Origin of the sequence: Streptomyces sp. NPDC101490, from assembly GCF_044767145.1 — a bacterium.
Taxonomy (GTDB): Bacteria; Actinomycetota; Actinomycetes; order Streptomycetales; family Streptomycetaceae; genus Streptomyces.
This window is the reverse complement of record NZ_JBIWNI010000005.1, coordinates 42,126-60,274: the sequence shown is the minus strand read 5'-3', so window position 1 is coordinate 60,274 and position 18,149 is coordinate 42,126. Positions and strand designations below refer to the sequence as shown.

15 protein-coding genes and 4 tRNA genes are annotated in these 18,149 nt (G+C 71.0%); 10 read left to right on the top strand and 9 right to left on the bottom strand.

Annotation, left to right across the window (positions count from 1 at the left end; translation table 11 throughout):
- Positions 1–37 precede the first annotated feature (37 nt).
- Entirely contained in the window at positions 38–1,564 is a 1,527-nt protein-coding gene (gene purF, locus ACIRQY_RS13290) for an amidophosphoribosyltransferase (protein ID WP_351789814.1), read from the top strand.
- 51 nt (positions 1,565–1,615) lie between these two features.
- Positions 1,616–2,683 (top strand): phosphoribosylformylglycinamidine cyclo-ligase, encoded by a 1,068-nt coding sequence (gene purM, locus ACIRQY_RS13285; protein WP_351789817.1) that lies wholly within the window; start codon positions 1,616–1,618, stop codon positions 2,681–2,683.
- Between the two features lie 330 nt (positions 2,684–3,013).
- Here purM and ACIRQY_RS13280 read toward each other — a convergent pair whose 3' ends face one another.
- Both ACIRQY_RS13280 and ACIRQY_RS13275 read right to left on the bottom strand, forming a co-directional pair.
- Positions 3,014–3,274 carry a DUF3073 domain-containing protein gene (locus ACIRQY_RS13280; protein ID WP_351789820.1) on the bottom strand — a complete coding sequence of 87 codons (261 nt, stop codon included), beginning with the start codon at positions 3,272–3,274 and terminating at the stop codon, positions 3,014–3,016.
- A gap of 310 nt (positions 3,275–3,584) precedes the next feature.
- Positions 3,585–4,676 carry a Glu/Leu/Phe/Val dehydrogenase dimerization domain-containing protein gene (locus tag ACIRQY_RS13275; RefSeq protein WP_351789823.1) on the bottom strand — a complete coding sequence of 364 codons (1,092 nt, stop codon included), beginning with the start codon at positions 4,674–4,676 and terminating at the stop codon, positions 3,585–3,587.
- Between the two features lie 155 nt (positions 4,677–4,831).
- On the opposite strand from ACIRQY_RS13275, the gene ACIRQY_RS13270 reads away from it, so the two are divergent.
- The gene (locus ACIRQY_RS13270; protein WP_351789924.1) at positions 4,832–5,701 is read left to right on the top strand and encodes a hypothetical protein; all 870 of its coding nucleotides are present in this window, start codon (positions 4,832–4,834) and stop codon (positions 5,699–5,701) included.
- Positions 5,702–5,703: 2 nt separating this feature from the next.
- On the opposite strand, the gene ACIRQY_RS13265 is transcribed toward ACIRQY_RS13270, so the two are convergent.
- Positions 5,704–5,889, bottom strand: coding sequence for a hypothetical protein (locus ACIRQY_RS13265; RefSeq protein WP_351789826.1), 186 nt, complete (start codon positions 5,887–5,889; stop codon positions 5,704–5,706).
- Positions 5,890–6,284: 395 nt separating this feature from the next.
- Between ACIRQY_RS13265 and bldC the strand changes: the two genes are divergently transcribed.
- Complete coding sequence (gene bldC / locus ACIRQY_RS13260) at positions 6,285–6,491, top strand: developmental transcriptional regulator BldC (RefSeq protein WP_003949541.1); 207 nt, start codon at positions 6,285–6,287, stop codon at positions 6,489–6,491.
- Positions 6,492–6,819: 328 nt separating this feature from the next.
- Here bldC and ACIRQY_RS13255 read toward each other — a convergent pair whose 3' ends face one another.
- From ACIRQY_RS13255 to hrpA, 3 genes are all read right to left on the bottom strand, one after another.
- The gene (locus ACIRQY_RS13255; protein ID WP_403924791.1) at positions 6,820–7,332 is read right to left on the bottom strand and encodes a DUF6274 family protein; all 513 of its coding nucleotides are present in this window, start codon (positions 7,330–7,332) and stop codon (positions 6,820–6,822) included.
- Between the two features lie 122 nt (positions 7,333–7,454).
- Positions 7,455–7,528: transfer RNA gene (locus ACIRQY_RS13250), tRNA-Asp, on the bottom strand.
- Between the two features lie 86 nt (positions 7,529–7,614).
- A complete protein-coding gene (hrpA, locus tag ACIRQY_RS13245) occupies positions 7,615–11,625 on the bottom strand; it encodes an ATP-dependent RNA helicase HrpA (RefSeq protein WP_403924788.1) in 4,011 nt (1,336 codons plus the stop codon).
- A gap of 123 nt (positions 11,626–11,748) precedes the next feature.
- Between hrpA and ACIRQY_RS13240 the strand changes: the two genes are divergently transcribed.
- The 3 genes from ACIRQY_RS13240 (at position 11,749) to ACIRQY_RS13230 (ending at position 14,252) form a co-directional block, all read left to right on the top strand.
- Entirely contained in the window at positions 11,749–12,447 is a 699-nt protein-coding gene (locus ACIRQY_RS13240; protein WP_403924786.1) for a hypothetical protein, read from the top strand.
- Between the two features lie 102 nt (positions 12,448–12,549).
- Entirely contained in the window at positions 12,550–13,407 is an 858-nt protein-coding gene (locus tag ACIRQY_RS13235) for a DsbA family protein (protein ID WP_403925345.1), read from the top strand.
- A complete protein-coding gene (locus ACIRQY_RS13230; RefSeq protein WP_403924783.1) occupies positions 13,404–14,252 on the top strand; it encodes a cytochrome c biogenesis CcdA family protein in 849 nt (282 codons plus the stop codon). Before ACIRQY_RS13235 ends, ACIRQY_RS13230 begins: the two co-directional genes overlap by 4 nt.
- Before the next feature lie 217 nt (positions 14,253–14,469).
- Here the strand turns inward: ACIRQY_RS13230 and ACIRQY_RS13225 are convergent.
- The 3 genes from ACIRQY_RS13225 to ACIRQY_RS13215 all read right to left on the bottom strand — a co-directional run bounded on the left by ACIRQY_RS13225 (position 14,470) and on the right by ACIRQY_RS13215 (position 14,780).
- Positions 14,470–14,543 (bottom strand) — tRNA-Phe (locus ACIRQY_RS13225).
- A gap of 50 nt (positions 14,544–14,593) precedes the next feature.
- Positions 14,594–14,667 (bottom strand) — tRNA-Asp (locus tag ACIRQY_RS13220).
- A gap of 40 nt (positions 14,668–14,707) precedes the next feature.
- A tRNA-Glu gene (locus tag ACIRQY_RS13215) sits at positions 14,708–14,780 on the bottom strand.
- A gap of 104 nt (positions 14,781–14,884) precedes the next feature.
- Here ACIRQY_RS13215 and ACIRQY_RS13210 point away from each other — a divergent pair.
- The 3 genes from ACIRQY_RS13210 to ACIRQY_RS13200 all read left to right on the top strand — a co-directional run.
- The gene (locus ACIRQY_RS13210) at positions 14,885–15,235 is read left to right on the top strand and encodes a metallopeptidase family protein (RefSeq protein ID WP_033208941.1); all 351 of its coding nucleotides are present in this window, start codon (positions 14,885–14,887) and stop codon (positions 15,233–15,235) included.
- A 91-nt stretch (positions 15,236–15,326) separates the two neighbouring features.
- Positions 15,327–15,992, top strand: coding sequence for a hypothetical protein (locus tag ACIRQY_RS13205; protein WP_403924780.1), 666 nt, complete (start codon positions 15,327–15,329; stop codon positions 15,990–15,992).
- 197 nt (positions 15,993–16,189) lie between these two features.
- On the top strand, positions 16,190–18,149 hold a 1,960-nt coding region (locus ACIRQY_RS13200), incomplete at its 3' end, for a DEAD/DEAH box helicase (RefSeq protein WP_403924776.1).

Genomic DNA, 18,149 nt, shown 5'->3' with positions numbered 1-18,149 from the left:
TTCGGACCAGTGGTCGAGCCCGTCTACACTCGGGAACGTGCCACGTGGTGACGGTCGACTCAATCACGACTTGCTCCCCGGCGAGAAAGGCCCCCAGGACGCTTGTGGCGTCTTCGGTGTCTGGGCTCCGGGTGAAGAGGTCGCAAAGCTCACGTACTTCGGGCTCTACGCCCTCCAGCATCGGGGCCAGGAATCCGCGGGTATCGCGGTCAGCAACGGCTCCCAGATCCTCGTCTTCAAGGACATGGGCCTCGTGTCCCAGGTCTTCGACGAGACCTCTCTCGGTTCCCTCCAAGGTCATATCGCGGTCGGTCACGCCCGCTACTCGACCACCGGGGCGTCCGTGTGGGAGAACGCGCAGCCGACGTTCAGGGCGACCGCCCACGGCTCCATCGCGCTCGGCCACAACGGCAACCTGGTGAACACGGCGCAGCTCGCCGAAATGGTCGCCGACCTGCCCAAGAAGGAAGGCCGGACGACTCGCGTCGCCGCCACCAACGACACCGACCTGGTCACCGCGCTCCTCGCGGGCCAGTCGGACGAGGACGGCACGCCGCTCACCGTCGAGCAGGCCGCCGCGAAGGTCCTCCCCGAGGTCCGGGGCGCCTTCTCCCTCGTCTTCATGGACGAGCACACGCTCTACGCGGCCCGTGACCCGCAGGGCATCCGCCCGCTGGTCCTCGGCCGTCTGGAGCGCGGCTGGGTGGTCGCGTCCGAGTCCGCCGCCCTCGACATCTGCGGCGCCAGCTACGTCCGCGAGGTCGAGCCGGGCGAGCTGATCGCGATCGACGAGAACGGCATCCGCACCTCGCGATTCGCGGAAGCGAAGCCCAAGGGCTGTGTCTTCGAGTACGTGTACCTGGCCCGCCCGGACACCGACATCGCGGGCCGGAACGTGTACCTCTCCCGGGTGGAGATGGGCCGCCGCCTCGCGAAGGAGGCGCCCGCCGAGGCCGACCTGGTCATAGCGACACCGGAGTCCGGCACCCCCGCCGCCATCGGCTACGCCGAGGCCTCGGGCATCCCCTTCGGCGCCGGCCTGGTGAAGAACGCCTATGTCGGGCGCACCTTCATCCAGCCCTCCCAGACGATCCGCCAGCTCGGCATCCGGCTGAAGCTGAACCCCCTCAAGGACGTCATCAAGGGCAAGCGCCTGGTGGTCGTCGACGACTCGATCGTCCGGGGCAACACCCAGCGCGCCCTGGTCAAGATGCTCCGCGAGGCCGGCGCGGCCGAGATCCACATCCGGATCTCCTCGCCGCCGGTGAAGTGGCCCTGCTTCTTCGGCATCGACTTCGCCACCCGCGCGGAGCTGATCGCCAACGGCATGTCCACCGATGAGATCGGCAAGTCGCTGGGCGCGGACTCGCTCTCGTACATCTCCCTCGACGGGATGATCGAGGCGACCACCATCCAGAAGCCGAACCTCTGCCGTGCCTGCTTCGACGGCGAGTACCCGATGGAGCTGCCGGACCCCGAACTGCTCGGCAAGCAGCTCCTGGAGACCGAGCTGGCCGCCGGTCCTGCGGCCACCGCCGCCGCCGACGCGCTCCGCCGCCCGTAATCCCGTCACACCCCGCTGCGCCCCGCAGTACGACACGAAAGCTCTCAACCCATGTCTGAGACCACTGGTGCCAGCTACGCGTCCGCGGGCGTCGACATCGAAGCGGGCGACCGCGCCGTCGAGCTCATGAAGGAGTGGGTGAAGAAGACACGGCGCCCCGAGGTCCTGGGCGGCCTCGGCGGCTTCGCCGGACTCTTCGACGCCTCCGCCCTCAAGCGCTACGAGCGTCCGCTGCTCGCCTCCGCCACCGACGGCGTCGGCACGAAGGTCGACATCGCCCGCCAGCTGGGCGTATACGACACCATCGGCCACGACCTCGTCGCGATGGTCATGGACGACATCGTCGTCTGCGGCGCCGAACCGCTCTTCATGACCGACTACATCTGCGTGGGCAAGGTCCACCCGGAGCGGGTCGCCGCCATCGTCAAGGGCATCGCCGAGGGCTGTGTCCTGGCGGGCTGCGCCCTGGTCGGCGGCGAGACGGCGGAGCACCCGGGCCTCCTCGGCCCGGACGACTTCGACGTCGCGGGCGCGGGCACCGGCGTCGTGGAGCACGACAGGCTCCTCGGCCCCGACCGCATCCGTACGGGGGACGCGGTCATCGCCATGGCCTCCTCCGGGCTTCACTCCAACGGGTACTCGCTCGTCCGGCACGTGGTCTTCGACCGTGCCGGGATGAGCCTCGACCAGCAGGTCGAGGAGCTCGGCCGGACGCTGGGCGAGGAGCTCCTGGAGCCCACGAAGATCTACTCCCTCGACTGCCTGGCCCTCACCAGGACCACCGAGGTCCACGCCTTCAGCCACATCACGGGCGGCGGCCTCGCGGCCAACCTGGCACGGGTGATCCCGGACGGTCTGCACGCCACCGTGGACCGTTCGACCTGGGCCCCTGGCGCGATCTTCGACCTGGTCGGCACGGCCGGCCGGGTGGAGCGCCTGGAGCTGGAGAAGACCCTGAACATGGGCGTCGGCATGATGGCCGTCGTCCCCGCCGACTCCGTCGACGCGGCCCTGACGACGCTCGCGGACCGCGGGGTCGAGTCCTGGGTGGCGGGCGAGATCACCGGGCGCGGGGACCGCGCCACGGGCGCCGAGCTGGTCGGGGACTACGCGCGGTAGTCCGGGACGGAAGAGGTACGCGACGGGGCGCTCCTGAGGGGGCGCCCCGTCCGCGTGCTCCCCCGGACGACCCGTGGGGGTCCGCGCCGGGTTCCCTCACGGGCGGCCCGCGCCCGGTCTCTCCGTGGACCCGGGGCGCGTCCGGTGCCGGGCGCCACGAGGACGTGCCCCCGGCCGGGAGACCGGCACGGGCCCTCGGTGCGGGGAGCCACGGGGGCGCGTCAGGACAGGTGGAAGACGGGGCGTGTCCGGTCCCGGGACACGAGGGTGTGCGGACAGCACGGAAACCCGGCCGGGTGGTCCCGGACCGGGTTTCGGTGGTTCAGAAGGTCAAGCGCGACGGGGGGACGCACCACTCGGACCGGACTGGTCGTCCTCGTCCTCGTCGTCCTCGTCGTAGAGATCCGCGTACTGGGCGTACGGGTCGTCTTCCTCGTCGTCGTCGTCCTCGAACGGCTCGCCATTCGGCGGCTGGTTCGAAGTCGAAGCGCCCAGCTCATTGGCCAGACGCGTCAGGTCAGTCCCGCCGCTGCTGTACTTCAGCTGGCGGGCGACCTTGGTCTGCTTGGCCTTTGCCCGGCCGCGCCCCATGGCTCGACCCCCTCGGTGACGGGGCTCGTCGGCCCCAGAGTCTTGACACGCGTTCATGAGTCGGAACGGACTCTCGACAGAGAGACCGGCCCGTAGGGCTTCAACGGTACCTGTTTCCGCGGGTCTACGGTACGCCGCGCGCATCACATACCCCGGTACAGAACCATCGAGGTGCCCTTTCCTCGCTGGTCAATCGCGATTTTAACCTCTTCTTGAGGGCCGACCCGCCGAACGGCGTGAGGGAAGTCTCGCCACGGTCCCCGCCGTGGCCTCCTCCGCGCCCCGGACGGCGGGCCGGTCCGCGCCCGGCTCAGGCGAGCCGGGCGTCCGCGATCCGCCGCTCCGCGATCCGGTCGGCGGCGGCCGCCGGCGGAATCCCGTCGGACTTCGCACGTGCGAAGATCTCCAGGGTGGTGTCGAAGATCTTCGTCGCCTTCGCCTTGCAGCGGTCGAAGTCGAAGCCGTGCAGCTCGTCGGCGACCTGGATCACGCCACCGGCGTTGACCACGTAGTCGGGCGCGTAGAGGATGCCCCGGTCCGCGAGGTCCTTCTCGACGCCGGGGTGGGCGAGCTGGTTGTTGGCCGCGCCGCAGACGATCTTCGCGGTGAGGACCGGCACGGTCTCGTCGTCCAGGGCGCCGCCGAGCGCGCAGGGCGCGTAGATGTCCAGGCCCTCGACGCGGATCAGCGCCTCGGTGTCGGCGACCACGGTCACCTGGGGGTGCCTGTCGGTGATCCGGCGCACCGACTCCTCGCGGACATCGGTGATCACGACCTCGGCGCCGTCCGACAGGAGGTGCTCGACCAGGTAGTGGCCGACCTTGCCGACGCCCGCGACGCCGACCTTGCGGCCGCGCAGGGTCGGGTCGCCCCACAGGCTCTGCGCGGAGGCGCGCATCCCCTGGAAGACGCCGAAGGCGGTGAGGACGGAGGAGTCGCCCGCGCCGCCGTTCTCGGGGGAGCGGCCGGTGGTCCACCGGTTCTCGCGGGCGACGACGTCCATGTCGGCGACGTAGGTGCCGACGTCGCAGGCCGTGACGTACCGGCCGCCGAGGGAGGCGACGAACCGCCCGTAGGCGAGGAGGAGCTCCTCGGTCTTGATCTGCTCGGGGTCGCCGATGATGACGGCCTTGCCGCCGCCGTGGTCGAGACCGGCCATGGCGTTCTTGTACGACATGCCCCGTGCGAGGTTGAGGGCGTCGGTGACCGCCTCGGCCTCGGTGGCGTAGGGGTAGAAGCGGGTGCCGCCGAGGGCCGGGCCCAGGGCGGTGGAGTGGAGTGCGATGACGGCCTTGAGGCCGGTGGCGCGGTCCTGGCAGAGCACGACTTGCTCGTGGCCACCCTGCTCCGAGTGGAACAGGGTGCGCAGTACGTCAGCAGGAACGCCGGTCACATCGGTCACGGTGGTGACTCCCAAGTACGAAGCGGCGGTTTCGGGCCTCCCTGCGGGTGGGGGAGGACCAGTTCGGCACGAGGGTAAGTCCTACCTGGGCGTAGATCAGCGGCAGTGCTCAGGATCACCCCCTCGGGGGGTACCTCCGTGGAAGTATGCGCGACATGTCGGTCGCCTCCTCGGTCCTCGTCCCCTACGCGTCCTATCTGCGGGTGTACGAACCGCTGGCCGCGTTCCCCGAGCCGGAGCGGACCCACTGGGCCCGGTACGCGCGGCTCCCGCGCACCCCGGGGGCGCAGGACGAGCTGCGCGGGTCCCTCGCCGACCTGCTGCCGACCCCGCCGGTCCCGGTCCCGGTGCACGAGAGCGCGGACGCGTTCGTCGCCCTGCTGGACGGGGTGGTGGTGATCTGCCCGTGGCGGACCCGGCTGCGCGGCTGGCTGGCGCTGCGGGAGGTGGTGGACCAGTTCCCCGGGCCGGTCCTGGACGCGATGCTGCCGCCGGTGGTGCGGGCGCAGGTGGCGGCGGACCACGAGCGGTGGCTGGAGCGGAACCCGGACGCGCGCCCGTGGATCCGTACGGCGGTGTGGCAGGTGCCGCTGCGGTGGTTCTCGCTCTTCGGGGACGAGGACCGGGAGTACGAGCCGGGGCGGGCGAAGGGGACGCCGGAGGGGGGTGCGGAGGGCCGTGCTCCGGTGCTGCGGTACCGGACGACGATGGCGCAGGCGCGCCGGCGGCTCGCGCGGGCGCTCAGGGCGCTGCGGGAGTCGATCGACGAGGGCCCGATGACGGAGGGGCTGATCGAGGTGGGGCGCTGGCTGGAGGAGTTCCATCCGAGGGCCCTGGTGGAGCTGGACTTCGGCGGTCTGGTGCACGCGGTCCCCGAGGAGTGGCTGGCGGGCGACCGGTCGGCCGCGCAGCTCGCGGAGGGGTTCGCGGCGCTGCGGGAAGGGGACACCGAAGCGGCGGGCGAGGCGTACGGGCGGCTGGCCGAGCGCTGGCGGATCGTCAGGGAGCTGCGGTTCGCGAACTGACATCAGTCGGGCATCTTCGTCAGGTCGGTATCGACAAGACATCCCCGATCGGGGTAAATGATCTTCAGGACGTGGATGTTCCGGGTGGCCGGTTCTGGTCGCACGGTGGTGTCCGGGTCCTTCGGCACTGAGCGGGCGGGGCCGTTGGTCCCGATCCGGGCCTTTGGCTCAAGCGTGACGGACAGCACTTAACGCACCCTTGCGCCCATCACCCACCCTCGTGCCAAAATAGGACAAGGAGTCCGGGGAGGGTTCCTTCCGTCCATCTATGGGCGGAACGCTCAGCATTGCACTCTATGGGGGGTCTGAGGACTCCTGATCGCCCTGTGACTGATCGTCACAGTCGCGTGACTGTCCGTTATGGCATGGTCCATCGACTTCCGCCGCTGATGAACACCTGCGAGGGCAATTCCATCGGTTTGGCCGACGTGGCTGGACGGATGGTGTAGTTGTAGTGCCGAGGACAAGCCGTTCGTCCTATAACCGACTCGGCCCGCTTCTGCCATTTCGGGCAACGCGGGTCAAGGTGCAGAATTTAGAGGAAAGAACCGAGATTGGTTCGGTTCTCCCGAGGAGGCCGCTCATGACCGCTCGCACCCCTGATGCCGAGCCGCTGCTGACCCCTGCCGAGGTTGCCACGATGTTCCGCGTGGACCCGAAGACGGTGACCCGTTGGGCGAAGGCCGGGAAGCTCACGTCCATCCGCACCCTGGGTGGACACCGCCGCTACCGCGAGGCTGAGGTCCGTGCCCTGCTTGCGGGCATTCCGCAGCAGCGCAGCGAGGCCTGAGGTCGCGCACACCCCGCACCACTTGTGACACCGGGCCCGTCCGGATCCCCCAATCCGGTCGCCCACCCCTAGCTCTGCCGGTGAACTCCCGCCCCAACGGGACTCCGCCATCGATCGCGCTGGACTCCGCCGGGTCTGGCGCGATCTTCTTTTGTGCCCGGCGCCACTCTGTTCCTGGTGGTGCAATTGCACATATTAAATCGTGCTGGTGTAGGAAGGGTGTAAGTGAAGCGGTTTCTAAAACTCTTTCAGTGACACCCGTCACACTGGCGAAGCCTTGCCAAAGAACAGCCTCCCACTCCCAGGAGCACGCTCAACCCGCCGTTGGTCACCGGCCGATGGGACTTTCGTCCCCGGGGTCACCAGGGCCTCCGGGGTCACGGGGGTCACCGCAATCGCCCGGGGCGCCGGACGCGCCGGGAGCTTCGGCCCCACGGGAGCCGCCGGGCCCGCCCGGGACTTCGGGCCCGCCGTACTCGCCGGAGCCGCCGAGGACTTCCCGGGCCCGGCCGCCGGACGCGCCGAGGACTTCCCGGCCGCCGTCCCCGCCATTCCAGGCAGTTCCGCCGTCCCCGCCGTCCCCGCTGCCCTCGCCGGTCCCGGCTGATCCATGGGGCTCCGGCGGTGCGGCCCGTACGGACGGCGCGGAGGGGTTCGGGGGCCCCGGGGCCTGCCGCCCGTACCCGACGGCTTCCGGCCCCTCCCCGCCCTCCATGGCGAGCCTCAGGAGCCGGTGGCAGACCGCGCAGTGGCGCGTCAGGTGCCCGAAGCGTGCGGCGGCCGCCAGATGGGCGCGCAGCAGTGCTCTGGTGTCGTGCCGTGCCATGGACGCCGCGGCCATGCGCCACCTCCGGTGTGGGGCCCCGTTTCCCTGAAGTCCGGGGTACCCGTGGCCACCCGGCTCCGTCAAGGAAGCGGACACGAAGAAAGGCCCGCATCTCACGATGCGGGCCTTTCGAAGGGCGATCCTGACGGGACTTGAACCCGCGACCTCCACCTTGACAGGGTGGCGAGCTAACCAACTGCTCCACAGGACCTTGCTCGCAACCCCTTGTAAGCGGCTGCGAGGATGACTGTACCCCAGGTCAGCGGGTGCGGTCGAACTCGTCGGCGGCCGGGCCCCTCAGGGGGCCGCCGCGTCGATCGCCTTCACGATCCGCTTGTCCGACACGGGGTACGCCGTGCCCAGGGCGTGGGCGAAGTAGCTCACCCGCAGCTCCTCGATCATCCAGCGGATGTCGGTGACCTCGGACGGCACCGGGCGTCCCTTCGGGAGCTGTTCGAGCAGCCAGGCGTACTCGTCCTGCATCTCGTGGACCTTCTCCATCCGGGTGGTGTCCCGCTGGACCCCGGTCGGCATCTGCTGGAGCCGTCGGTCCACCGCCACCAGATAGCGCATCAGGTCGGGGAGCCGCTTCAGCCCGGTCAGGGTCACGAAGCCGGCCGGCACCAGCCGGTCGAGCTGGGCCCGTACGTCCCGCAGGTTCGGCAGCAGCGCCGGGCTGTTCGCGGACTTCAGCCGCCGCTCGCAGGCCTGCCAGGCCGCCAGGATCTGCTGGACCTGGCCCACCGTCCGTACGGTCGTGTCCACCAGGTCCGCGCGGACCTTGTCGTACAGCTTCCGGAAGGACTCCTCGTCCCAGGCCGGGCCGCCGTGGTCCGCGATCAGCTTGTCCGCCGCCGCGGTGGCGCAGTCGTCGAAGAGGGCCTGGATCGTGCCGTGCGGGTTCGCCGACAGGGCCAGCTTCTGCTGGTTGGTCAGCTTGTCCGAGGCGAACTTCGCCGGGTTCACCGGGATGTTCAGCATGATCAGCTTCCGGGTGCCCCGCCACATCGCCCGTTCCTGCTCGGCCTCCGTGTCGAAGAGCCGGACGGCGACGGTCGCGCCCTCGTCGACGAGCGCCGGGTACGCCTTGACCGGCTGGCCCGACCGCCGGGTCTCGAAGACCTTGGTGAGCGTCCCGATCGTCCAGTCGGTGAGCCCCGTGCGCTCCAGGGAGGGCCCGGAGCCGTCCGGGCCGCCGGTGGCCGCCGCGGCGGCCTGGGAGAGGGCCTGGCGGGCCTTGGGACGCAGCTGGAGGCGCAGCGCCTCCAGGTCCTTGTCCTCGGCGACCTTCCGGCGCCGCTCGTCGACGATCCGGAAGGTGACCTTGAGGTGTTCGGGGACCTTCGACCAGTCGAAGTCCTCGGGGGTGACGGGGACGCCGACCATCCGCTGGAGGCCGCGGGCGAGCGCGCCCGTCAGCGGCTCCTGCACGGGCACCACGGTGTCGAGGAAACGGCCCGCGAAGTCGGGCGCGGGGACGTAGTGGCGGCGGATCGGCTTCGGCAGGGAGCGGATCAGCTCCGTGACGACCTGGGCGCGCAGTCCCGGGATCTGCCACTCGAAGCCCTCGTCGGTGACCTGGTTGAGGACCTGGAGGGGGATGTGGACGGTCACGCCGTCGGCGTCCGCGCCGGGCTCGAACTGGTACGTCACCCGGAACTTCAGCGGCCCCTGCCGCCAGGAGTCCGGATAGTCGTCCTTGGTGACCGCCCCCGCCTTCTCGTTGATGAGCATCTCGCGCTCGAAGTCGAGGAACTCCGGTTCCTCATGGCGCTTGTGCTTCCACCACGAGTCGAAGTGGGCGCCGGACACGACGTGCTCGGGGACCCGCTTGTCGTAGAAGTCGAAGAGGGTCTCGTCGTCGACGAGGATGTCCCGGCGGCGGGCCCGGTGCTCCAGCTCCTCGACCTCGGTGAGCAGCTTGCGGTTGTCCGCGAAGAACTTGTGGTGGGTGCGCCAGTCGCCCTCGACGAGCGCGTTCCTGATGAACAGGTCGCGGGAGACCTCGGCGTCGATCCGGCCGTAGTTCACCTTGCGGTCGGTGACGATCGGGACGCCGTACAGGGTGACCTTCTCGAAGGCCATGACGGCCGCCTGGTCCTTCTCCCAGTGCGGTTCGCTGTACGTCTTCTTCACCAGGTGCTGGGCGAGCGGCTCGATCCACTCGGGTTCGATCCGCGCGTTGACCCGGGCCCACAGGCGGGAGGTCTCCACCAGTTCGGCGGACATGACGAACCTCGGGGGCTTCTTGAAGAGCGCCGAGCCGGGGAAGAGCGCGAACTTGGCGTTCCGCGCGCCCAGGTACTCGTTCCGGCCGCCTTCCCGGCGCCCGCTGTCCTTCGCCTTGTCCTTCGCCCCGTCCTTGGACTCCTTGACGTCCTTCAGACCGATGTGGCTGAGCAGCCCCGCGAGCAGGGACACGTGCACGGACTGCTCCGGCGCGTCCTCCTCGTTGAGGTGGATGCCCATCTGCTTGGCGACCGTCCGCAGCTGGCTGTAGATGTCCTGCCACTCGCGGATGCGGAGGAAGTTCAGGTACTCCTGCTTGCACATCCGGCGGAACGAGGACGAGCCGCGCTCCTTCTGCTGCTCGCGGACGTACCGCCACAGGTTCAGATAGGCGAGGAAGTCGCTCGTCTCGTCCTTGAACCGGGCGTGCTGCTGGTCGGCCTGCGCCTGCTTCTCCGAGGGCCGCTCGCGCGGGTCCTGGATGGAGAGCGCCGCGGCGATGACCATGACCTCGCGGACGCAGCCGTTGCGGTCGGCCTCCAGGACCATCCGGGCGAGCCTCGGGTCCACGGGCAGCTGGGAGAGCCTGCGGCCCTCCGGGGTCAGCCGCTGCCCCCTCTTCCCCTCCTGCTTGCCCTCCTGGGACTTCTCGGCCGTCTCGAACGCGCCCAGTTCCTGGAGGAGCTGCACGCCGTCCCGGATGTTGCGGTGGTCCGGCGGGTCGATGAAGGGGAACTTCTCGATCTCGCCGAGCCCGGCGGCGGTCATCTGGAGGATGACGGAGGCCAGGTTCGTACGGAGGATCTCCGCGTCCGTGAACTCGGGACGGGTGAGGAAGTCGTCCTCCGAGTACAGCCGGACGCAGATGCCGTCGGAGGTACGGCCGCAGCGGCCCTTGCGCTGGTTGGCGCTGGCCTGGCTGACCGGTTCGATCGGGAGCCGCTGCACCTTCGTGCGGTGCGAGTAGCGGGAGATCCGGGCGGTGCCGGGGTCGATCACGTACTTGATGCCGGGGACCGTCAGGGAGGTCTCGGCGACGTTCGTGGCGAGGACGATCCGGCGTCCCGAGTGCGCCTGGAACACCCGGTGCTGCTCGGCGTGCGAGAGGCGCGCGTAGAGAGGCAGGACCTCCGTGCCGGACAGCTTCCGCTTCTCCAGCGCGTCGGCGGTGTCCCGGATCTCGCGCTCGCCGGAGAGGAAGACCAGGACGTCGCCGGGGCCTTCCTTGCGGAGTTCGTCGACGGCGTCGCAGATCGCGGTGATCTGGTCGCGGTCCGCGTCCTCGGAGTCCTCTTCGAGCAGCGGCCGGTAGCGGACCTCGACGGGATACGTACGGCCGCTGACCTCGACGATCGGGGCATCGCCGAAGTGGCGGGAGAAACGCTCCGGGTCGATGGTCGCGGAGGTGATCACGACCTTGAGGTCGGGGCGCCTGGGAAGCAGCTGGGCCAGATAGCCGAGCAGGAAGTCGATGTTGAGGGACCGCTCGTGAGCCTCGTCGATGATGATCGTGTCGTAGGCGCGCAGCTCGCGGTCGGTCTGGACCTCGGCGAGCAGGATGCCGTCGGTCATCAGCTTCACGAAGGTCGCCTCGGGGTTCACCTGGTCGGTGAAGCGGACCTTCCAGCCGACGGCCTCGCCCAGCGGGGTCCGCAGCTCCTCGGCGATCCGCTCGGCGACCGTGCGGGCGGCGATCCGGCGGGGCTGGGTGTGCCCGATCATGCCCCGGACGCCCCGGCCGAGCTCCAGACAGATCTTGGGGATCTGGGTGGTCTTCCCGGAGCCCGTCTCACCGGCGACGATCACGACCTGGTGGTCGCGTATCGCCTCCAGGATCTCGTCCTTCTTCTGCGAGACGGGCAGCTGTTCGGGATAGGTGACCGGGGGCACGCGGGCGGCGCGCCCGTCGACGCGCTCCTTGGCCGTGGCCGCCTCGGCGGCGATCTCGTCCAGGACGGCCGCGCGGGCCTCGGGCTTGCGGATGCGGCGGGCGCCTTCGAGACGGCGGCCGAGCCGGTGGGAGTCCCGCAGCGAGACCTCGGCCAGGACGGACTGGAGGGCGGCGAAGGAAGTAGACATACGGCGTCCAGGATCGCACCTGCGGCCGAGAAGCGGCGAACCGATTTACGGGCGGCGTTCCCGGGCGTGGCGGCCCGGGTGCGTACTATTTCGGACACGTCGACCGGACCGGAGAGGTTTCGCATGTTCCGCACCGCCCGTGGACCGGTGGCTTTCGCCGCCCTCGCGGCCCTGGTGCTGGGTCTGCTGCTGACCTGCGGCCCGACGATCCGCCCGGCGCCGTCCGCCCTCCGGGCCGGGCCCGCCGCCGGGACGGGCGCCTCCGAGGCCGGTACGGGCGTGGCCACCGGGGCGGATGTCTCCCCTGGGGCGGATGCGTCTGCCGGGGCGGATGCTTCCGGCGCGGTGGCGGTGCGCACGGTCGCCGGACCGGTCGGGATCGGCGCCGTCCGGCCGTCCGCCGCCCGCACGGAGGCCGGTACCGCTCGGTCCTCCGCCGCTCGCGCGGATCTCCGCACGGAGGCCCCCGCCGTCCGGCCCTCCTTCTTCGTCCGTACGACCGGATCGGTCGAGTCCCGTACGGCCGGATCATCGGTCGAGTCCCGTACGACCGGGCCGGTCGAGGCCCGCGCGGTCGTCGGGGGCGGCACGGGGGTGCCCGGTTGTGACGGTCCGGGGCGCTCCGGGGACGAGGGGGCCGCCCGGCCGGTCCTGCCGCCGCGCGCGCACGGCTTCGCCGAGGCGCTGCCCGCGCTCGCCGCCGACCGTACGGTGCCCGCCGCCCGGCACCCCGGGGCGGACACCCCGCCGGTGCTGCCGGGACGGGAGCCACCCGCGCGCGTAGCCCCGTCTCCCGTGGAGCTCTCCGTCCTGAGGGTGTAGACGGACCGGCCGTCCTCCGCCGTCCGTCCTCCCACCCCCTTCTCCCTGTCACAGGAGCGCTTCCGCATGTCCACGCCCAGGTCCAAGTCCAAGTCCACGTCGATGTCCAAGGCCAAGGCCAAGCCGACGTCCAAGCCCAAGTCCCCGGCCAGGCCCGCGGGCGGGTCACGGTCCCGGCGGATCGCCGTCGTCGGCGGGGTGGCCGCCGCCGCCGCGCTGCTCGGCCTCGTCTCGTACACCGCGACCAAGCCCCCGGCCCCCGGCGCCTCCGGCTCCTCGCCGGTCGCCGACGTCTCCGCGGACCCGTCCGCCGGGGTCTACGCCCAGCTGGAGGCGTACGCCCGCCGCGACCCCTCCGACAAGCTCGCCCTCGGCCGCGCCGACGCGCCCGTGGTGCTCATCGAGTACGCCGACTTCAAGTGCGGCTACTGCGGGAAGTTCGCCCGGGACACCGAACCGCTCCTGGTGGAGAAGTACGTCGACGAGGGCGTCCTGCGCATCGAGTGGCGGAACTTCCCGATCTTCGGCGCCGAGTCGGAGGCCGTCGCCCGCGCCTCCTGGGCAGCCGGGCAGCAGGGCCGGTTCTGGGAGTTCCACCGGGCCGCCTACGCGGACGGCGCCAAGGAGAAGGGCTTCGGGAAGGAGCGCCTGACCGTCCTCGCCCGGGAGGCGGGCGTCCCCGACGCGGCCCGGTTCGCCCGGGACAGCGAGGGGGAGGCGGCCCGCGCGGCCGTCCGCGCCGACCAGGAGCAGGGCTACTCCCTGGGCGCGACCTCCACCCCGTCCTTCCTGGTCAACGGACGCCCCATCGCGGGCGCCCAGCCCCTGGAGACCTTCACCGAGGCCATCGAGGCGGCGGCGAAGGCGGCGAAGAACACCCCCGGGGGAACCCCGAAGGGCACCCCTGAGAACACTCCGGAGAAGTCCGGCGCCCCGGAGCCCTCCGGGGCCGGACAGTGACGTCCGGCATCGGCTACTTCGCCGCGTTCCTCGGCGGGCTGCTCGCCCTCCTCAGCCCGTGCAGCGCCCTGCTGCTCCCCGCCTTCTTCGCGTACTCGGTCGACACGCGCGCGAAGCTGGTGGCGAGGACCGGCATCCTCTACGCGGGCCTGGCGACCACGCTCGTCCCGCTCGGCGCGGCCGGGTCCTTCGCGGGCCGCCTCTTCTACGGCCACCGGGACCTGCTGGTCACCGTCGGCGGCTGGCTGATCGTCGGGCTCGGGGTCCTGCAGATCCTGGGTCTCGGCTTCGCCTCCCGCCGGATCGCCGAGGCGAGCGGCCGCATCCGGCCCACGTCGGCGTTCTCCGTCTACGCCCTCGGCCTGGTCTACGGCCTGGCCGGATTCTGCGCGGGCCCCATCCTGGGCAGCGTCCTGACGGTGGCGGCGCTGAGCGGCAGCCCGGCGTACGGGGGGCTGCTCCTGGCGGTGTACGCGCTGGGCATGGCGGTCCCGCTGTTCGTCCTCGCGCTGCTCTGGGAGCGCTACGACCTGGGGCGGCGGTCCTGGCTGCGCGGTCGCGCGCTGCGGATCGGCCGGTTCACGCTGCACTCCACCTCGGTGCTCTCGGGGCTGTTCTTCGTGACCCTCGGGGCGCTGTTCCTGGTCTTCGACGGGACGACCGCGCTGCCGGGGCTGCTGTCGGTGGACGAGTCGTTCGCGGTGGAGCAGCGGGTGGCCTCCCTCGGCCGGGCGGTCCCGGACTGGGCGCTGCTGGTCGCGGTGGTGGCCGTGGTGACGCTGGTGCTCGCGGTGCGGGGCAGGCGGGGGAGGCGCCAGGGGGAGCAGGAGCGGGAAGGGGCGTGACGGTGCTCGGGGGAGGGCCGTGACGGTGCTCGGGGGGAGGGGCGCCCGGCTCCTCCCCGTACCGGGTACGGGCCGCTCCCCGTACCGGCCGCTCGCCCGTCCGGTTCGCTCGTCCGGCGGGGGGTGCCCCCGCCGGGGCGCTCCGGGGCTCCGCCGTCCCGGCGGCGTCCGGACACGAAGAAGGCCCCGTTCTCTCGAACGGGGCCTTGCTGTCTTGTGGCTGGGGCCGGGATCGAACCGGCGACCTATCGCTTTTCAGGCGATCGCTCGTACCAACTGAGCTACCCAGCCGGGTTGTCCCTGCTCGAAGAGCTCGGGAACAGAACCGTTTCCAGTTCCAGCGATCCTGACGGGACTTGAACCCGCGACCTCCACCTTGACAGGGTGGCGAGCTAACCAACTGCTCCACAGGACCTTGTGGTGCGCGAGAGCAAGTCTCGCACACGTTTGTAACGTACCCCCAACGGGATTCGAACCCGTGCTACCGCCTTGAAAGGGCGGCGTCCTGGGCCACTAGACGATGAGGGCCAGAGGCTCACCTGGGCGCTTCGCAGCGCCTCGGGGACGTGAGAAGCATATGGGATGTCGGGCGCTATCGCCAAAACGGTTTCCGACGGGGGGAGAATGGGGCCGTGCTGGAGATGACGCGCGAAGAGTTCGAGGAGCTTGTCGCCGAGGCGCTGGACCGGATTCCGCCCGAGCTGACGCGGTTGATGGACAACGTCGCGGTGTTCGTCGAGGACGAGCCCGCCCCCGACGATCCCGAGCTGCTCGGGCTGTACGAGGGGACGCCGCTGACCGAGCGGGGCGAGTGGTACGCCGGGGTGCTGCCGGACCGGATCACGATCTACCGGGGGCCGACGCTGCGCATGTGCGAGTCGCGCGAGGACGTCGTCGCGGAGACCGAGATCACCGTGGTGCACGAGATCGCCCACCACTTCGGCATCGACGACGAACGGCTGCACGCCCTCGGCTACGGCTGAGGCCGTTTCGGGCGTGTCCCTTGTGACACCTGGGGAGTTGGGCAGTGCAACGCGTTCCGTTCCTGCCTGTTGTGTCCCTGGAGGTGCCTCAGTGCGTCATTTGCCCACCCCGGTGAGATGGGCCGCCACCGCGCTGGCCGTCGCCGCCTGTGCCGGTCTGAGCGGCTGTATGAGTGTGAGCGACGACGGGGCGAAGCCGACGCCCGGCGCGTCCGGCGGGAAGCGGGGCGTGGCCGCCGAGTCCGAGGCCGGCGGCGGCGCGGGCGGCGGCACCGGGCCCTGGAACGGACGTCCGGGCCAGACCGGGCCGGACGTGACCGGAGCCGGAGGGGAGTCCCCGGTGCCCAGCGGCTCCCCCTCGGGCACCGCGCGCCCCTCGGTGGGCGCGGTGCTGCCGGTCGAGGGGCCGGGCGGCACCCCGAAGCCGAAGCCCACGGGCGGCGGCCACGAGAACCCGGGCGGCGCTACGGGCGGGACCGCCGGGAACGGGAGCGGCGGCTCCGGTGGCAGCGGCGGGAGCGGCGGCTCCGGTGGCTCCGGCGGGGCGACCCCGACCCCCGAGCCGACCGTGCCGACCGCCGAACCCACTCCCGAGCCGACCGTGAATCCGACGCCCGAACCCACTCCCGAACCGACCTCGAACCCGACCGATCCGCCGCAGTCCGGCACCGACACCCAGATGGGTGCCCTCCGGATGGCGGACGGACCGGGCGCACCCCCGGAGCCGGTGGCATCCCCGCAGGTCGGACCGGTGTGACGCAGTCCGATTTGCCATAGGTGGGGGAGGGTGCGTATGGTGGTAGATCGTTTGATCCCATTGCCCGGCGCCGACACAGAAGAGCGCCGTGTGGCGCGTACTCTCCCTAGCCGTGGCTGACCGCATTGAGGCGGTCGTTTGCGAAATCACGGAGTTGACGGGCGCGTGCCGAGACTCCGGAAGGTTTCGCATTTCGCATGTCCATTTTCAGTTCTGACCACGCCGTCATGCCCGAGAACGACGAGATCGTCGAGGCCGTCGAGGCCACCGAGACCGTTGTGATCGAGGCCGACGACCTCGACGACACTCTCGACTCCGAGCTCGACACCGACTCCGAGCTCGACATCGACGCCGAGCTCGACGTCGACGCCGACTCCGACGAGGAGTCCGGCGAGCCGACCGTCACCTTCGGTGACCTCGGTCTCCCCGAGGGCGTCGTCCGCAAGCTCTCGCAGAACGGCGTGACCACCCCCTTCCCGATCCAGGCGGCGACCATCCCGGACGCCCTGGCCGGCAAGGACATCCTCGGCCGCGGCCGTACCGGCTCCGGCAAGACCCTCTCCTTCGGTCTGCCGCTGCTCACCACCCTGGCCGAGGGCCGTACCGAGAAGAAGAAGCCCCGCGGCATCATCCTCACCCCGACCCGCGAGCTCGCGATGCAGGTCGCGGACGCCCTCCAGCCGTACGGCGACGTGCTCGGCCTCAAGATGAAGGTCGTCTGCGGCGGTACGTCCATGGGCAACCAGATCTACGCCCTGGAGCGCGGTGTCGACGTCCTCGTCGCCACCCCGGGCCGCCTGCGCGACATCATCAACCGGGGCGCCTGCTCCCTGGAGAACGTCAAGATCGCGGTCCTCGACGAGGCCGACCAGATGGCCGACCTGGGCTTCCTGCCCGAGGTCACCGAGCTGCTCGACCAGGTTCCCGAGGGCGGTCAGCGCCTCCTCTTCTCCGCCACCATGGAGAACGAGATCGGCACCCTGGTCAAGCGCTACCTGACCGACCCCGTCACGCACGAGGTCGACAGCGCCCAGGGCAACGTCACGACCATGACCCACCACGTCCTCGTCGTGAAGCCGAAGGACAAGGCTCCGGTCACGGCCGCCATCGCCGCCCGCAAGGGCCGCACCATCATCTTCGTCCGCACCCAGCTGGGCGCCGACCGCATCGCCGAGCAGCTCCGCGACGCCGGGGTGAAGGCCGACGCGCTGCACGGCGGCATGACCCAGGGCGCCCGTACGCGGACCCTCGCCGACTTCAAGGACGGCTACGTCAACGCGCTCGTCGCGACCGACGTCGCCGCCCGTGGCATCCACGTCGACGGCATCGACCTGGTCCTCAACGTGGACCCGGCCGGTGACCACAAGGACTACCTGCACCGCTCGGGCCGTACCGCCCGTGCCGGCCGCTCCGGTGTCGTGGTCTCCCTGGCGCTGCCGCACCAGCGCCGCCAGATCTTCCGGCTGATGGAGGACGCGGGCGTCGACGCCTCGCGCCACATCGTCGGCGGTGCCGGCGCGTTCGACCCGGAGGTCGCCGAGATCACCGGCGCCCGTTCGCTGACCGAGGTCCAGGCCGACTCCGCGAACAACTCGGCCAAGCAGGCCGAGCGCGAGGTCGTCGACCTGACCAAGCAGCTGGAGCGCCTCCAGCGCCGTGCCGTCGAGCTCCGCGAGGAGGCCGACCGTCTGGTGGCCCGCGCCGCCCGTGAGCGCGGCGAGGACCCGGAGGCCGCCGTGGCCGAGATGACCGAGGCCGCCGAGGCCGAGGTCGCCGCCGCGGCCGTCGAGGCCGAGCGTGCCGCGCGCGCCGAGGAGCAGCGCCGCGAGGAGCGCCCGGCCCGTGACGAGCGGGGCAACTTCGAGCGTCGCGGTGGCGGCTTCCGCGGTGGCGACCGTGACGACCGCGGCGGCGACCGCGGTGGTTTCCGTGGCGGTGACCGTGGTGGTTTCCGCTCGGGTGGTGACCGTCCGTCGGGTGGTTTCCGTCGTGACGACCGTCCGTCCGGTGGTTTCAACCGTGATGACCGTGGCGGCGACCGTGGTGGTTTCCGTTCCGGTGGTGACCGTCCGTCGGGTGGTTTCCGTCGTGACGACCGTCCGTCCGGTGGTTTCAACCGTGATGACCGTGGCGGCGACCGTGGTGGTTTCCGGTCCG

Bases quoted from the DNA above. Each gene is read 5' to 3' on its own strand.
- ACIRQY_RS13280 (WP_351789820.1), bottom strand. From the start codon at position 3,274: ATGGGGCGCGGCCGGGCAAAGGCCAAGCAGACCAAGGTCGCCCGCCAG.
- ACIRQY_RS13240 (WP_403924786.1), top strand. From the start codon at position 11,749: ATGTTCCGCACCGCCCGTGGACCGGTGGCTTTCGCCGCCCTCGCGGCC.
- ACIRQY_RS13235 (WP_403925345.1), top strand. From the start codon at position 12,550: ATGTCCAAGGCCAAGGCCAAGCCGACGTCCAAGCCCAAGTCCCCGGCC.
- hrpA (WP_403924788.1), bottom strand. From the start codon at position 11,625: ATGTCTACTTCCTTCGCCGCCCTCCAGTCCGTCCTGGCCGAGGTCTCG.
- ACIRQY_RS13255 (WP_403924791.1), bottom strand. From the start codon at position 7,332: ATGGCCGCGGCGTCCATGGCACGGCACGACACCAGAGCACTGCTGCGC.
- purM (WP_351789817.1), top strand. From the start codon at position 1,616: ATGTCTGAGACCACTGGTGCCAGCTACGCGTCCGCGGGCGTCGACATC.
- bldC (WP_003949541.1), top strand. From the start codon at position 6,285: ATGACCGCTCGCACCCCTGATGCCGAGCCGCTGCTGACCCCTGCCGAG.
- ACIRQY_RS13270 (WP_351789924.1), top strand. From the start codon at position 4,832: ATGTCGGTCGCCTCCTCGGTCCTCGTCCCCTACGCGTCCTATCTGCGG.